The 15,395-nt window shown below is 61.8% G+C and carries 17 protein-coding genes; 11 read left to right on the top strand and 6 right to left on the bottom strand.

The window, feature by feature from the left end:
* Nucleotides 1–263 precede the first annotated feature (263 nt).
* The gene (locus QOL81_RS10220) at nt 264–1,568 is read left to right on the top strand and encodes an MFS transporter (protein ID WP_283439804.1); all 1,305 of its coding nucleotides are present in this window, start codon (nt 264–266) and stop codon (nt 1,566–1,568) included.
* 17 nt (nt 1,569–1,585) lie between these two features.
* Here the strand turns inward: QOL81_RS10220 and QOL81_RS10215 are convergent, their stop codons facing one another.
* On the bottom strand, nt 1,586–2,497 hold the full coding sequence (locus QOL81_RS10215; protein ID WP_283439803.1) for an alpha/beta hydrolase family protein: 912 nt from the start codon (nt 2,495–2,497) through the stop codon (nt 1,586–1,588).
* 91 nt (nt 2,498–2,588) lie between these two features.
* Between QOL81_RS10215 and QOL81_RS10210 the strand changes: the two genes are divergently transcribed.
* Complete coding sequence (locus tag QOL81_RS10210; protein WP_033637706.1) at nt 2,589–3,020, top strand: hypothetical protein; 432 nt, start codon at nt 2,589–2,591, stop codon at nt 3,018–3,020.
* On the opposite strand, the gene cynR is transcribed toward QOL81_RS10210, so the two are convergent.
* A complete protein-coding gene (cynR, locus tag QOL81_RS10205) occupies nt 2,944–3,894 on the bottom strand; it encodes a transcriptional regulator CynR (protein WP_070913999.1) in 951 nt (316 codons plus the stop codon). The genes QOL81_RS10210 and cynR overlap by 77 nt on opposite strands.
* Before the next feature lie 114 nt (nt 3,895–4,008).
* Between cynR and QOL81_RS10200 the strand changes: the two genes are divergently transcribed.
* The 4 genes from QOL81_RS10200 to QOL81_RS10185 all read left to right on the top strand — a co-directional run bounded on the left by QOL81_RS10200 (nt 4,009) and on the right by QOL81_RS10185 (nt 6,212).
* Entirely contained in the window at nt 4,009–4,662 is a 654-nt protein-coding gene (locus QOL81_RS10200; protein ID WP_048233124.1) for a carbonic anhydrase, read from the top strand.
* A 19-nt stretch (nt 4,663–4,681) separates the two neighbouring features.
* Complete coding sequence (cynS, locus tag QOL81_RS10195) at nt 4,682–5,152, top strand: cyanase (RefSeq protein WP_038880935.1); 471 nt, start codon at nt 4,682–4,684, stop codon at nt 5,150–5,152.
* 233 nt (nt 5,153–5,385) lie between these two features.
* Nucleotides 5,386–5,643, top strand: coding sequence for a YjhX family toxin (locus QOL81_RS10190; protein WP_004939031.1), 258 nt, complete (start codon nt 5,386–5,388; stop codon nt 5,641–5,643).
* Between the two features lie 62 nt (nt 5,644–5,705).
* A complete protein-coding gene (locus QOL81_RS10185) occupies nt 5,706–6,212 on the top strand; it encodes a GNAT family N-acetyltransferase (protein ID WP_283439802.1) in 507 nt (168 codons plus the stop codon).
* A 32-nt stretch (nt 6,213–6,244) separates the two neighbouring features.
* On the opposite strand, the gene QOL81_RS10180 is transcribed toward QOL81_RS10185, so the two are convergent.
* The gene (locus QOL81_RS10180) at nt 6,245–6,742 is read right to left on the bottom strand and encodes a P-loop nucleotide/nucleoside kinase family protein (RefSeq protein ID WP_100396887.1); all 498 of its coding nucleotides are present in this window, start codon (nt 6,740–6,742) and stop codon (nt 6,245–6,247) included.
* 170 nt (nt 6,743–6,912) lie between these two features.
* Nucleotides 6,913–7,809, bottom strand: coding sequence for a LysR family transcriptional regulator (locus tag QOL81_RS10175; protein WP_169318182.1), 897 nt, complete (start codon nt 7,807–7,809; stop codon nt 6,913–6,915).
* Between the two features lie 132 nt (nt 7,810–7,941).
* Here QOL81_RS10175 and QOL81_RS10170 point away from each other — a divergent pair, with 132 nt between their 5' ends.
* A complete protein-coding gene (locus QOL81_RS10170; RefSeq protein WP_047572149.1) occupies nt 7,942–8,673 on the top strand; it encodes an isochorismatase family protein in 732 nt (243 codons plus the stop codon).
* A 34-nt stretch (nt 8,674–8,707) separates the two neighbouring features.
* Here QOL81_RS10170 and QOL81_RS10165 read toward each other — a convergent pair whose 3' ends face one another.
* On the bottom strand, nt 8,708–9,055 hold the full coding sequence (locus QOL81_RS10165) for an antibiotic biosynthesis monooxygenase family protein (protein ID WP_060421344.1): 348 nt from the start codon (nt 9,053–9,055) through the stop codon (nt 8,708–8,710).
* Nucleotides 9,056–9,067: 12 nt separating this feature from the next.
* Nucleotides 9,068–10,087 (bottom strand): cytochrome P450 family protein, encoded by a 1,020-nt coding sequence (locus tag QOL81_RS10160; RefSeq protein ID WP_060421343.1) that lies wholly within the window; start codon nt 10,085–10,087, stop codon nt 9,068–9,070.
* Between the two features lie 80 nt (nt 10,088–10,167).
* On the opposite strand from QOL81_RS10160, the gene QOL81_RS10155 reads away from it, so the two are divergent.
* The 4 genes from QOL81_RS10155 to QOL81_RS10140 all read left to right on the top strand — a co-directional run bounded on the left by QOL81_RS10155 (nt 10,168) and on the right by QOL81_RS10140 (nt 15,233).
* A complete protein-coding gene (locus tag QOL81_RS10155) occupies nt 10,168–10,851 on the top strand; it encodes an ArsR/SmtB family transcription factor (RefSeq protein ID WP_060421342.1) in 684 nt (227 codons plus the stop codon).
* 74 nt (nt 10,852–10,925) lie between these two features.
* On the top strand, nt 10,926–11,633 hold the full coding sequence (locus QOL81_RS10150) for a glutathione S-transferase N-terminal domain-containing protein (RefSeq protein ID WP_283439801.1): 708 nt from the start codon (nt 10,926–10,928) through the stop codon (nt 11,631–11,633).
* A 130-nt stretch (nt 11,634–11,763) separates the two neighbouring features.
* Nucleotides 11,764–13,191 carry an alkaline phosphatase gene (phoA, locus tag QOL81_RS10145; protein WP_033646822.1) on the top strand — a complete coding sequence of 476 codons (1,428 nt, stop codon included), beginning with the start codon at nt 11,764–11,766 and terminating at the stop codon, nt 13,189–13,191.
* Nucleotides 13,192–13,652: 461 nt separating this feature from the next.
* The gene (locus QOL81_RS10140) at nt 13,653–15,233 is read left to right on the top strand and encodes a malate:quinone oxidoreductase (RefSeq protein WP_047728189.1); all 1,581 of its coding nucleotides are present in this window, start codon (nt 13,653–13,655) and stop codon (nt 15,231–15,233) included.
* Nucleotides 15,234–15,395: the final 162 nt, after the last annotated feature.

Here is a 15,395-nt window from a genome sequence, read left to right as displayed (position 1 = left end):
CTCACTAAATCGGCACTAAATCACCTCACTGCCACACGTTATAAATTCAAAAAAAACATATAAATACAAAATCTTAAAAAAATCAAACCCGCGTTATCCCGTTAACCGCCCTCATATTGCACAGGGTTGTACATACAAGTATATGTAAAGGAGACGTTGCCATTCTGTTGCCGCTTCGGGCGGCGGTTATCGCCGTCCCGGATAATGCCACCACGGCCAGAAAATAATAACAACACACCGTCCACCTATCGCGAGAGATAACGATGAACACTGCTGAAAAAACCTTGCCCAAAAGCCAAACGGCAGAGAAAGGCGCGGTAAATTACAAAGTCATTGTCGGCGCCAGCCTGGGCAACGGCCTGGAGATTTTCGACTTCACCGTATACAGCTTCTTTGCCGCCATCATCGGCAAACTCTATTTTCCCAGCGACAGCGCCTACGGCTCTTTGTTGATGTCGGTGGCGGTGTTCGGCGTCGGCTTTATCATGCGCCCGCTGGGCAGCATGGTGCTGGGCGCCTATGCCGACCGGATCGGCCGCAAGGCCGCCATGCTGATGACCATCGTGCTGATGGGCGTCGGCACCGCCCTGATTGCCTTCGCGCCAACCCATGCGCAAATCGGCGTTCTGGCGCCGGTGCTGATCGTAGTCGGTCGCCTGATTCAGGGCTTCGCCGCCGGCGGTGAAGTGGGCTCAGCGACTACGCTACTGCTGGAGTCCGCCGGGGCCAATCAGCGCGGCTTTTTCGTCAGTTGGCAGGCGATCAGCCAGGGCGTCAGCGCCCTGCTCGGCGCCTCTTGCGGGCTGGCGCTCACCTATTTTCTGTCGGAAGAGGCGCTGTATGCCTGGGGCTGGCGCGTGCCGTTCATCATCGGCCTGCTGATCATTCCCGTCGGCGTCTATATCCGTAAGCACCTGGAAGAGACCTACAGCGGCGAACAGCCGGATCGTGCGCGGGTACCGCTGAATCCGGTATGGGCTCTGGTGAGCAACCATGCTAAAGACCTATTGCTGGGTGTGCTGGTCATCATGTCCGGCACCGTGATGGTTTATGTGGTGCTGCTTTACATGCCGACCTACATGATGCAGACCTACCGCATCGCCGGCCCGACCGCCTATCTGTTCAGCTGCATCGCCTCCGTGGTGCAAATCGTGGCGGTCTATTACGCCGGGCGCTATGTCGATCGGATCCAGAATTACAAAAGGCCGCTGCTGTTCTCGATCTTTGCGGCACTGATCCTGATTTACCCAACCTTCTGGTTCCTCAGCGCCACGCAAACCCTGTGGCTGGCGATCGTCTTCCGCATCCTGCTGATCGGCGCGCTGGGCATCAACATGCTGTCCAGCACCATGCTGATCGTCTCGGCGCTGCCGCGCCACGTGCGCGCCACCGGCACCTCGATGATCTACGCCTTCGGCGTGACGCTGTTCGGCGGCTCGGCGCAGCTGATCGTTACCTGGTTGCTGGATGTCAGCGGCAACCCGCTGGCGCCGGCGTGGTACGTGACCGGTATGCTGACCGTCAGCCTGATAGCCACTCTGCTGTTCCGGGAGCGCCACACCGAGTAAGGCCCATGGGTGGCCGGTCAGCGCAGCGTTTTCTCCAGCCAGTCGCGCATGTCCGCCACCACCCGCGCCATCTCGCTGGTGCCATTTTCACGCCGCATCACATGGTCCAATGCCGGATAATTCAGGTAGGTGATATTCGTTTTACCGTCGGCCCGCAATTCGCCGATCATTTTCCCGACCGCACCTGGCGAAACGGCGCGATCCTGGTCGCCCTGCACGATCAGCACCGGCGTCTTGATGCTGCGCAGGGTGGCGAGCTGATCGATGTTCAGCATGCCATGCCACCAGTCATAGCCATGATCGCTGGCGTTCAGGGGGAACGGCGGCTCCGTCATCACCTGCTGTAAAAATGCGTTCAGCCCGGCCACCTCTTCCTTCGGCGCGCCGGCAGCGCTGTGGCGCACGTCGTCGATAAACCGGCGCCCGCCACCGCTGAACGCGAGGGTGGCGTCAATCCGGCCCGAGGAGGCCGTCACCAGATTGGCGATCACCGCCCCTTCGCTGCCTCCCAGCACCACGACCTTTTGATAGCCGTTGCGCGCAATCACCGCCTGCAGCGCCTGGGTGACATCACTCACCCGCCGCTGCGGCGTGTCATGCTGCACAAAAGCATCCGGGCAATCCTGCCGCGGGACTTCTTCGCGGTACGGCAACCGGTCGTCGATGCCGTATTTCTCCACCGTCAGCAGGTCTGCGGCGGGTAACACCTGCCGCAACGGCGCCAGCAGGCGGATATGCCGCACGCTGTTGCAATCCGATCCTTGCAGGATCACCAACAGCGCCGCCGACGATTGCCCGGGCACCGCGGCGTCCAGATAGTAATGAATTCTCGAACCGTCTTCCCTGGGCAGCGTCAGCGCCGCAGGTTGCGCCATCGCCAGCCCGCTCCACAGCGCCAATGCGCTCAGCATACCCGTCGCCAGTCTCATTACTTGCTCCTCTTCCCTGTTACGTTCGGTTAATTCGCCTTTTCTGGTCTACGCTTCATGCCAACCACTTTTCTGACAGGGAAGCGCTACCATGCCGCACCTCTATAACACCGCGCTGCTGATCGGCGCCGCGCTGAGCGCCATCGCCGCGCTGCTGCATATCTGGGTGATCGCCGCCGGGCCGCGCGGCTACCGGCTATGCGGCGCCGGCGATCGCTTCATTAAGGCGGCGGAAGCGGGTAAAAAGTTCCCGGCCGTCGTCACCGCCGGTATCGCGCTGGTGCTGTTTATTTGGTCGCTGTATGCGCTTTCCGGCGCGGGCCTGATCGCGCCGCTGCCGCTGCTGCGGCCCGCGCTGTTTATCATTACCTTCATCTACCTGCTGCGCGGCGTCGCCGGCCCCTTCGCCCTGCGCGATACCGGCCGCAGCCAGCGCTTTATCGTCGTCAGCTCGCTGATTTGCCTCGGCTTCGGGCTGGTGCATCTGCTGGGGATGACGCAGCGCTGGGGGGCGTTGGCGTAACGCCCTGTTCCTGCAAGACGGCAATAAACGCCTGCGCGGCGGCGCTGCGGTAAGCGCCTTTGCGCTGCAGCCACACCGCCTGCCGCACCGGCATGGCGTTGGCCAATGCCACTTTTTTCAACTGCCGGTTCTCGCGCGCAATGGCGGCCGGCAGCAGCGTGGCGAGCTGCCCGCGCCGCACGATCTCGACGATGGCGCCCAGCGCGTTGGCCTCCACCGCCACCTGCGGCCGAAATCCCAGCTGCGTGCAGTAGCGATCGATAAACTGCCGCGTGGCGAAGTCGCCGCTCAGCAAGGCCAGCGGCAGATGTTGCCACTCCGCCAGCGTCAGCGGCCGGCGATGAGACGCCAGGGGATGGTCGGCGCCGACCATCAGCTCCAGCGTCTCGCTGAACAACGCCGTCGCTTCTACCTCCGCCGACTGCGCCATCTCGAAGGCGATGCCCAGATCCAGCCGATCCTGCGCCAGCAGCGCCTCAATTCGCTCTTGCGCCATCTCCTCAATGCTCAGGGTAATCCCCGGGTAGCGGCGGTAGAACGCATCGATCGTCGGCCCCACCAGATAGGCGGTGAAGGTCGGCGTCATTGCCAGCCGCAAATGGCCGCGCGCCAGCGTCGCCACGTCATGGATCGCCCGCGCGCCGGCGTCCAGATCTTGCAGCGCCAGCCGCGCATAGCGCATCCACGCCTCACCGGCGTCGGTCAGGCGCACGGCTCTGCCGCTGCGATCGAACAGCGGCGCCCCCAGTGTGTCTTCCAGCTGCTTGATCTGTTGAGACAGCGTCGGTTGCGAGACGTGCAGCGCTTCGGCGGCGCGGGTGAAGTTGCCCTGTTCGGCAACGGCCAGAAAATAACGGATGTGTCGCAGCAGCATAGCGCCTCAGCTATTAGTAAAACCTATAGCCAGCATTATAAATGGGTCTTAGACCCTATAGCCAGAAGCGTTCATCATGCCGCCATCGCATAACGACACCCAATGGAGAAACGGATGAAAGAGGTCATTGAAGGCTTCCTGAAGTTCCAGCGCGAAGCCTTTGTTGAACGCACGGCGCTGTTTCAGCAGTTGGCGACCCGCCAAAACCCGCGCACCCTGTTTATCTCATGTTCCGACAGCCGCCTGGTACCGGAGCTGGTCACCCAGCGCGAGCCGGGGGATCTGTTCGTGATCCGCAACGCCGGTAACATCGTGCCTTCTTTCGGCCCCGAACCCGGCGGGGTTACCGCCTCGGTCGAGTACGCCGTCGCCGCGCTGGGCGTGGAGGATATCGTGATCTGCGGCCATTCCGACTGCGGCGCGATGACCGCCATCGCCACCTGCCAGTGTCTGGAGCACCTGCCGACGGTCGCCGGCTGGCTGCGTTACGCCGATTCCGCGAAGGCGGTCAATCAGGCTTATCCGCACGCCTCCGACGAGGCCCGGGTCGCGTCGATGGTGCGCGAAAACGTCATCGCCCAGCTCAACAACATCAAAACGCACCCTTCCGTCGCCCTGGCGCTGGATCAGGGCCGCCTGACGCTGCACGGCTGGGTCTATGACATCGCCAGCGGCGCTATCGAGGCGCTGGACGGCGAAACCCGCCGCTTCGTGCCGCTCGCCACCCATCCCGACGTGACCGCCACCCCGGCGATCGCCCGTTTTTAAGCCAACAAAAGGAGCTAACATGACACACTCTCTGCATAACGCCGCCCCGCGCGAAGCGCTCACCGACACCATTATGGCCGCCAAGATCCGCCATAACCTGACTTTCGACGCGCTGGCCGAGGGCACCGGTCTCAGCCTGGCGTTCGTCACCGCCGCGCTGCTGGGGCAGCATGCGCTGCCGGAACCGGCGGCGCGCACGGTAGCGGCCAAGCTGGGGCTGGACGAAGAGGCGGTGCTGCTGCTGCAAACCATCCCGCTGCGCGGCAGCATTCCCGGCGGCGTGCCGACCGATCCGACCATTTATCGCTTCTATGAAATGCTGCAGGTTTACGGCTCCACGCTGAAAGCGCTGGTGCACGAGCAGTTCGGCGACGGCATCATCAGCGCCATCAACTTCAAGCTGGATATCAAAAAGGTCGCCGATCCGGACGGCGGCGAACGCGCGGTGATCACCCTGGACGGCAAGTACCTGCCGACCAAGCCTTTCTGATTGGCCTTGCGCCGGCGGCCCGCGCCGCCGGCAAATTGACAGCCAACCGGCCATTGGCTACATTAACTGCGCTGAAACGCCGTCCTGGCGTTTTTCACTGCCCGAGGCCTGTATGTTGGAGATTGTAACCACCCGATAGTCGCTTCCTTGCCGTATGGCGAGGGACTCTGACGTATCCGACGCGCGTTTGCGCGGGGATGCGCGTATCTGGGGTTATTACAGGATCTCCCAACATGAACATTTCCAAAGCGGAACAACGCGTGCTGCACGTGTTGGCCAAAGGCGGCTATATCGCCTTCACCCGCAACGACGCCGGTCGCGTCACCCACGTCGAATGCTACACCCGCGAAGGGCTCGGCCTGGCCGACTGCTCGCTGGCCGTCTTCACCAAACTCAAAACCAAACGCCTGATCCTCTCTCGCCAGGGGCGCCCTTATCGCGTCACCTTCGCCGGGCTCAAGGCCGTGCGTGCGCAGCTGGATAACCGTTAATCATCGATACCGGCCGGGCAGGTAGCCCGGTCGGCTCAGCCTTATTTAATCAGGATACAACCATGAACATCACTTTACGCCACGAAACGCCGGCCGACATCGCCGCCATCGCCACCCTGACCGCCGCCGCGTTCCTGCATGCCGAACACAGCAGCCACACCGAGCAGTTTATCGTCAACGCGCTGCGTGCGGCAGGCGCTCTCACCCTGTCGCTGGTCGCTGAGCACAATGGCACACCGATCGGGCACGCGTCCGTCTCGCCGGTCATACTCAGCAACGGCACCGCCGGTTGGTACGGGCTGGCGCCGGTGTCGGTGCTGCCGGCCAGTCAGAACCGGGGGATCGGCAGCCGGCTGATCCGCCAGCTATTGGCCGAGCTGCAGGAACGGCGCGCCGCAGGCTGCGTGGTGCTGGGCGATCCGAACTATTACGGCCGTTTCGGCTTCCAGGCGCAGACCGCGCTGACCCTGCCGGGCGTGCCGCAAGACTACTTCCGCGCCATCGCCTTCCAGGGCGCGCTGCCGTGTGCGGAAGTCGCCTTCCACAACGCGTTTAACGCCGAATCCTAACCCTATTGCCGGCGCCGTCATGGCGCCGGTTTTCAGTTCTGTTCGCCATAACGCAAGACGGTCATCCCTTCCTCTTCCGTCGGGGGAACAAAGTACTGTGCCAGGCGCTCAAACTCCGCTTCGCTCAGTGTAAACGGATGCTCGCCGCGCGCGTTTCTCAGCGTTATCCGGCTCAGGCACTGCGCATGGCTGACGTCGAGAAAATGCAGGCAGTGCGCGACGCCGGCTTCCTCCGCCAACGCTTTGGCCCAGCGCCGCCTGTCCGGCGTATTCATCGGGAAATCGAGCGCCACGGACCAGCCGCCGCGCAGCAGCTGAACAAGGTGCCCGCCCAGCGCCCGCCGTAACCGTTCGGAACAGCGCGCATAGTCTTGCAGGCTGGCCATCTCCTGTTCATACAGCGTCGCCAGCCACGCATCTTCGACCAGCAACAGCGTTTGCGGTTGCTGCGCCAAACGCTGCGCCAGCGTCGATTTGCCTGCGCCGGCCTTGCCGCACATCAGGTGTAAAACTGCAGGGTAGGTTTTCATGCCGTTCTCCGGTCGTTGCCGGAAGGGGATAAAAAAACCCGCCTTGCCGGCGGGTTTTTTATTGGCGACACACGCGCTATCCCACCCTTTGGAGAAGGGTGATAATAATTTGCGCGAATGGGCGATAGGATCTTTTCATAACTAAGGAATATGACAACCGCGCGCCGTTGTCAATTCGCCGTCATCAATCCCTGTTCTCGCACAAACTCGGTGAATAAACTCACTTTCTGCTGCACATGCCGGCGCGTCGGGTAAACCGCGAAGACCTGATGCGCTTCGGCAATCTGTTCAGGGAACAGCCGCACCAGCCTGCCGGCGGCGATTTCGGGATCCGCCACGAACGACGGCAGCGAACCGATGCCCAGTCCCGCCACCAGCATGTCCCGCAGCATCAGGCTGTTGTTGGCGATCAACCGGGGAGTGAACGTCACGCTCAGGCTCTCCTCGCCGGCGGTGAACTGCAACTGCCCCGGCCTTTCCGCCAGGGAATAGGCCAGACAGCTGTGCCGCGGCAAGTCATTCGGCGTTTGCGGCACGCCGTGCTGTGCCAAATAGTCGGGAGCGGCGCAAATTCGCTGGTGCACTTCACCCAGTGCTCGGGCGCTGAGGGAAGAATCCGGCAGCCGTCGGCGAATGCGCAAGGAAATATCGAAACCGGCCGCCACCACGTCCAATACCCTGTCGTCCAGCGTCAGTTCCACCTGCAGCTGCGGGTAGCGTTGCATAAACGGCGGCAGCAGCGGCGACAGCACCGTCAGGCCGAACGAGAGCGGCGCATTGACCCGCAGCGTGCCGGAGACCTGCTGCGCACTGGCTGCAACCGTCTGCTCCAGCGCGTCAAACTCGCCAAGCAACCGACAGGCTTCCTGGTAATAGAGCTGCCCGGCTTCGGTCAGGCTCATGCTGCGGGTGGTGCGCACCAGCAACAGCGTACCCAACCGGCTCTCCAACTGCTTAATCTGCTTGCTCAACGCCGCCGGCGTGATCGCCAGATCCTCCGCCGCCTTATAAAAACTGTTGCGCTCAACCACGCGGCGAAAGGCGCGCATCGTCAGTAGCACGTCCACATTATGTCCTATTGGTTAATTATAAATTCAATAAAACACAGATTATTAACCTCAACAACCTCAGTAGACTTTATTCAACCGCTTCCCTGAGTGGGAAGTGAATTTAATCTACTGATAATCATGGAGTTAATAATGAAAAAGACCCTGTTCGCCCTGATGCTCGGCCTGAGCGCCGCCGCCGCCCCCGTCGCCGCGTTGGCGCAATCCCCCGCCGCCGACAGCCGCCAGGCGGGTTATGTGCAGCCGCTGACGGCCGAGAACAGTCTGCTGCTGCTGGTCGATCTGCAGGACATGTTCGGCATGACCATTTCCTCTATCGACCAAACCAACCTGGTGAATAACGCCACCGGTATCGCCAAGGCCGCCAAGGTGTTCAACGTGCCGACCATTCTGGCCTCGGCCAACGCCAAAAGCTTCGCCGGGCCGGTATTCCAGCCGGTGACGCAGGCACGCCCGGACCTGCAGGTGTACGATCGCACCGCCATCAACGTCTGGCAGGATCGGCGCGTGGTGGATCTGATCAAACAATCCGGCCGCAAGAAAATCATCATCGGCGGGCTGTGGACCGCCAGCTGCGTGATGCTGCCGGCGCTGTCCGCCCTGGGCGAGGGATATGAGGTTTATATTCTGTCGGACGTCACCGGCGACATTACGCCAGACAGCCAAAACAACGCCATGCAGCGCCTGATACAGGCGGGCGCCACGCCCATCAACTGGGTGGCGTTGATGCTGGAATGGCAGCAGGACTGGAGCCGCAAAGCCACGGCGGGAGGCGTATTGCAGATCGCCCGCGACCACGGCGCTGCCTGGGGGATGGGCGCCAGCTACGCCGGGGCGATGAAGGTGGGCAGCGAAGCGAAATAACGGACGAAGAAAGCCCGCCGCCGGCGGGCTTTCTTCAGGTGCGGTGATAGCCACGGCTATCCTGCGGCGCCTGATCGCGTTTCTCCAACCCGTAGTCCCGCACCACCTCCGCCACCCGCAGCCGATACTGCGCCAGCACCTCGCCACGGCCGCGCGCCTGCGCCGCCCGGTGCTGCTCGAGATTGCGCCACTGCTGCACCGCTGCCTCGTCGCGCCAGAAGGAGAGCGACAGCAGGCGCGCAGGATCGGCCAGGCTTTGAAAGCGCTCGATGGAAATGAATCCGTCGATCTGCGCCAGCAGCGGCTTCAGCTCTGCCGCCAGCGCCAGATAGGTATCACGCTGCCCGTCGGCGGCCTGCAGTTCAAAAATCACGGCGATCATTATCGTTTCCTCTCAACGGTAAAACTCAGGTACGCGTGCATTGTAGGAATGGCGCCACCGCACCGATTCCAACGCCCGCTCATCAATATTCAGCGAACACAGATGCGCCACGCCGCAGCGCGCGATAATCCTCGCCCAGCGTTCGCCCGGGCAGCGGTGTGCCCCTGCGCCGAAGGCCAGTTCGCCGTCGGTGCCGAGCAACAGCAAGACGGTCTGCCCCACGCGCAGCGTACAACCGGCAAGCTGCGTCTCGCGTAAGACGAAACGGCGCGTGTTTTGGATAGGTGGCGTCAGCGCCCGCACCCGATCCAGCGCGGTGTCCACTTCGCCGTTCTGCCGTGCCAGCAAATACGCCTGCCCGAGCCAGCCCGCCGTCGCCTCACAGGCCTGAAACAGCAGGCCGAGCGCATTGGCCGACACAAGCCGGGCGTCGCCGATCTCCCGCACCAGGGCCTGGCGCAGCACGCCATTCCCCGTCGCCAGCCGGGCACAGAGCCGCTGCGCCGCCGCAATGCCGCGTGCCAGCTGCTGCTGCGTGCCGCCGGGCGCGATACAGCGGACAAAGTCCAGGCTGTCGTCGATAAGATGTTGCCACTGCGCTTCAGGCGCGCCCAACAATGCGCCGAGGGTGCAGACCGGCAACCCGTAGTTAAAGCGGGTGATCGCCGCCGCCTCGGGGGCCTTTGACGCTAACCGCGCCGCGCACAGTGCCGCGGTTTGCTGAATCAGAGTATCGTCGCAGGAAGCTAACGCCCGCTGCAGCGCCGCCTTAAGCGTGCGATGCTCCTCGCCGTCGCGCATTCGCGCCAGCCCGGCGAAAAGCGGCGCCATCGGCGTCTCCAGCAAGGCCGCCGGCACCGGCTCATCGGCCGGCCGCACGCCGAGATCGGCATTGAGCAGCGCTTCCCTCACCCACTGCGGCGTAGTGGCCACCCAACATTGCCATGCGCTATCCCAGCTCAGGGGCGGCAAGGCGCGATAGTGCATCTGCGGCTCGGCGGCGAGCGCGGCGGCATAAGGACATACGGACATGGTTTTCTCCCTCGGTACCAGATGGCGATAACCACAGGCTAGCGCTGGACGCGCAGTCATACTTCGCCTAACCTCGAAGTATGCATAACATCGACATAGAAGATCGTTTAGCGGCGTTGAGCGCCGCCATCGCCGACCGCACCCGGGCACGCATGCTGTGCCTGTTGATGGATGGGCGCGCCTACACCGCCACCGAGCTCAGCGCGGCGGTCGAGGTCGCCCCGTCCACCGCCAGCGCGCATCTGGCGAAACTGCTGGAGCAGCGGCTGATCGCCTGCGTCAAACAGGGGCGCTATCGCTATTTCCGGCTGGCCGGTCAGCCGGTGGCCGAAGCGCTGGAAGGCCTGATGGCGCTGGCGGGCGTACCGCGCCCGTCGGTGAAAAGCAGCACGCCCACCACGCTGCAATATGCCCGCACCTGCTACGACCACATGGCGGGCGAGGTGGCGGTGAAGCTGCACGATCGGCTGCATGCGCTGAACTGGCTGAGCGGTGAGGAAGACTACCGGTTAAGCGACGTCGGTCAGGCCGCGCTGGCGCGGCTGGGCGTCGATTGCTCCCCCGCCCCCACCCGCCGCCGCTTCGCCTGCGGCTGCCTGGACTGGAGCGAACGCCGATCTCACCTCGGTGGCGCACTGGGCGCCGCGCTGCTGGCCGCCTTTATTCAACGCGGCTGGATCGTCCGCCGGCTCGACAGCCGCGAGCTGCAGCTGACTCCCGCCGGTAAAAAAGCGCTGGCCGCACATTTTGAGCTCACGGTGTAACCCGGCGGCGGGGTAGTTTTACTGCAATACTCAAGGGGTACGCTTAAGCGACCCCGCCAACCCGAGGAGTTTCCATGCTCGATTCCACCCAATTCCCGATCGTCAAACGCTGGCCGGCTCAGCACCCGGAACGGCTGCAGCTCTATTCCCTGCCGACGCCGAACGGCGTCAAAGTATCCATCATGTTGGAAGAGATCGGCCTGCCTTATGAAGCGCACCTGATCGACATCGGCAACAACGAAACCTGGACGCCGGAATTTCTGGCGCTGAACCCGAACGGCAAGATCCCGGCGATCATCGATCCCGATGGCCCCAGCGGCCGACCGCTGCCGCTGTTCGAATCCGGCGCCATTCTGCTCTACCTGGCGGAAAAGAGCGGCCGTTTCCTGCCGCAGGATCCGGCGCAGCGTTATGAAACCATTCAGTGGGTGTTCTTCCAGATGGCCGCCGTCGGCCCGATGTTCGGCCAGCTCGGTTTCTTCCACAAGTTTGCCGGACGCGAGTATGAAGACAAACGGCCGCTGGAGCGCTACAAGAACGAATCGAAACGCCTGCTCGGCGTGCTGGAAACGCGCCTTGAAGGCCGCGACTGGATCATGGGCGCGGACTACACCATCGCCGATATCTCGCTGCTGGGCTGGGTGCGTAACCTGATCGGCTTTTATGAGGCGCGCGAGCTGGTGGAGTTCGACAGTTTCCCGCGCGTCGCGCAGTGGCTGGAGCGAGGTCTGGCGCGGTCGGCGGTGCAGCGCGGGCTGTCTATCCCGGCGCGCGCGGCCTGACGCCAAACGGGGTGGCCGCCGGGCCATCCCGTCTTTCGCTGTCATAAAATTGTCATCCCTCTGCTCTACTCTCCTTACGTAACAATTTGATGTTATTTACATTGTTGTATTACGACAAGGAGCTTACCCCATGCAACCTGCTGTATCCCTGATCGCCGGCGCCGTGCTGTCCGCCCTGCTCTGTTCTTCCGCCATCGCGGCGGAAACCTCGGCCAATGCCGATGGCCTGACCGAGCGCGCCGCGCGCGGCACCCTCACCGAGCCGGGCGGTGCCCGTCGTCTGGCCGGCGATCAGACCGCCGCGCTGAAGGCGTCGCTGTCGGACAAAACGGTGAAAAACGTGATCCTGCTGATTGGCGACGGCATGGGGGATTCCGAGATCACCGCCGCGCGTAACTACGCCGAAGGCGCAGGCGGTTACTTCAAGGGTATCGACGCTCTGCCGCTGACCGGGCAATACACCCACTACTCGCTGGACAAGAAAACCCACAAACCGGATTACGTAACCGACTCCGCCGCCTCCGCCACCGCCTGGGCCACCGGGGTGAAAACCTATAACGGCGCGCTCGGCGTGGACGTGAACGGCAAAGACCAGCCAACGCTGCTGGAGATCGCCAAAGCGGCCGGCAAGGCCACCGGCAACGTCTCCACCGCCGAACTGCAGGACGCTACGCCGGCGGCGCTGGTGTCGCACGTCACCTCGCGCAAATGCTACGGCCCGGAGGAAACCAGCGAGAAATGCGCTGCTAACGCGCTGGAAAACGGCGGCCGCGGCTCCATCACCGAGCAGTTGCTGAAAACCCGCGCCGACGTCACGCTGGGCGGCGGCGCGAAATCCTTCAACCAACTGGCGAAAAGCGGCGAATGGCAAGGAAAATCTCTGAAGGACCAGGCGGCAGCGCAGGGTTACCAGTGGGTGAGCAATGCGGATGAACTGCAGGCCGTTACCCTGGCCAATCAGCAAAAACCGCTGCTGGGCCTGTTCGCCGACGGCAACATGCCGGTGCGCTGGCTGGGGCCGAAAGCCAGCTATCACGGCAACCTCGACAAGCCGGCGGTAACCTGCGAAAACAACCCGGCGCGCACCGCGGCCACGCCAACGCTGGCGGCGATGACCGAAAAAGCGATCGCGCTGCTGAAAGACAACCCGAACGGTTTCTTCCTGCAGGTAGAGGGCGCGTCGATCGATAAGCAGGATCACGCCGCCAACCCGTGCGGGCAGATTGGTGAAACCGTCGATCTGGACGAAGCGGTGCAAAAAGCGCTGGCCTTCGCCCGCGCCGACGGCAACACGCTGGTGATCGTCACCGCCGACCACGCGCACTCCAGCCAGATCGTCGCCGCCGACGCCAAAGCGCCGGGCCTGACCCAGACACTGACCACCAAAGACGGCGCGCCGATGACCCTCAGCTACGGCAACTCGGAAGAAGAATCGCAGGGGCACACCGGCACCCAGCTGCGCGTCGCGGCCTATGGCCCGCACGCCGCCAATGTGGTGGGGTTGACCGATCAGACCGATCTGTTCTTCACCATGCGCGATGCGATGGGCATCAAGTAACCGCCTTGTGAATCCTGGCCGCCCGCAACGGCGGCCATTTATTATTGGTTACCGATGCGTATTTGCAATTTAACCGCAATTATTGTGTGATAACGAAATAACGTTTAATTGCGCGACAATTAACCCCTGAAAATAACGCGGTTATACGGCCTTTCTCCCCTCTCTGTTTATTCCTGCGACAGCAACCGGCCGTTTTTTGCTTATATTCATTTTTTTTAGTTACAAAAGTAGTTTTTAACATTCTCGCAAACAATAATACCCCGCCAGTAACGTGAACCGATCAATTTGCATCCGGACGGCCTGCAATAGTTCACTTTTCGTTAAAAACCCTATTAACAAAAAGGCATTATCGCTGCCTATCGGCTCACGCCGGGCGGTCGGCTTCATTATTTTCCAGGGTAACTCCCGCTAAATTCTTTCACCTGCAATGAGTAGAATTTACACACAAGAGATTTAATTCAATGAGAAAATTACTCGTCCTGATTTTCAGTCTCAGCCTGTTTAGCGTTACGCAGCAGGCAGCGGCTGAAGAGAAGAATAAAACCGTCGACGTGGTGTTGATCGGCGGCGGCATCATGAGCGCGACCTTGGGTACCTATCTGCATGAGCTGGAGCCGACCTGGACCATCGACATGTACGAGCGCATGAACGGCGTGGCGGAAGAGAGCTCCAACGGCTGGAACAACGCTGGTACCGGCCACTCCGCCTTTAGCGAAATGAACTACACGCCGGAAAAAGCCGATGGCACCATCGACATCAGCAAGGCGGTGAAGGTCAACGAGTCTTTCGAAATCTCCCGCCAGTTCTGGTCTTATCAGGTGAAGAACGCTGTCCTGAAAGATCCGAAATCCTTCATTAACAGCGTGCCACACATGAGCTTTGTGTGGGGTGACGACAACGTCAACTTCCTGCGTAAACGCTACGCGGCGCTGCAGCACAGCACCCTGTTCCGCGGCATGGAATACTCCGAAGATCCTGCGCAAATCAAACAGTGGGCGCCACTGGTGATGAACGGCCGCGATCCGGCGCAGAAAATCGCCGCGACCCGCATGCCGCTGGGTACCGACGTTAACTTCGGCGTGATCACCCACCAGCTGGTTGACGCGCTGAGCACCAGCGACAAGTTCAAGCTGAACCTGAGCCACGAAGTGCGCGACATCAAGCGCAACGCCGACCAGACCTGGAGCGTGACCGTTGCCGATCTGAACCGCGACGGTAAAGAAACCACCGTTAACGCCAAGTTCGTGTTCATCGGCGCCGGCGGCGCGTCCCTGACCCTGCTGCAGAAATCCGGCATCCCAGAAGCCGACGGCTACGGCGGCTTCCCGGTCGGCGGCCAGTTCCTGGTCACCACCAACCCGGCGATCGCCAACCAGCACCTGGCCAAAGTGTATGGCCTGGCCAGCGTAGGTTCGCCGCCGATGTCCGTGCCACACCTGGATACCCGCATGCTGGACGGCAAGCGCGTGCTGCTGTTCGGGCCGTTCGCCACCTTCTCCAGCAAGTTCCTGAAGAACGGTTCGCTGTTCGATCTGATGCACTCGCTGAGCACCTCGAACCTGATGCCGATGACCCACGTTGGTCTGGATAACTTCGATCTGGTGAAATACCTGGTCGGCCAGCTGATGATGAACGACGACGATCGCTTCGCCGCGCTGAAAGAGTACTTCCCGGACGCCAAGCAGGAAGACTGGAAGCTGTGGACCGCAGGCCAGCGCGTACAGATCATCAAGAAAGACGCAGATAAAGGCGGCGTGCTGCAGTTCGGCACCGAAGTCGTCAGCTCTGAAGACGGCAGCATCGCCGCTCTGCTGGGCGCTTCGCCGGGCGCTTCCACCGCTGCGCCAATCATGCTGCACCTGATGGAAACCGTGTTCAAAGACAAAGTGGCGACGCCGGAATGGCAGAGCAAGCTGAAAGAGATCATCCCGTCCTACGGCCACAAGCTGAACGGCGATATCGAGATGACCAACAAGATCCGCGGCTACACCAGCAGCGTACTGGGTCTGAACTACATTGAAGTGAAGCCGGAAACTAACTGATTTTCCACTCGTTTCCTGCTGAAAAGGCCGCTTTATGCGGCCTTTCTTTTATCCCCCTGCCGTTCAAAGAGCATTTTTGGCCACCTTTTTACCCCCGGTTTACCCTTGCGTAACGGCGCACTCACGCCTATTATCAAAGCATATTCTTGGATAATTAAGCTA

It is taken from the genome of Serratia sp. CC22-02 (assembly GCF_900182895.1).
GTDB classification, from domain to species: Bacteria; Pseudomonadota; Gammaproteobacteria; order Enterobacterales; family Enterobacteriaceae; genus Serratia; species Serratia nevei.
This window is presented reverse-complemented; position numbering and strand designations above follow the sequence as displayed.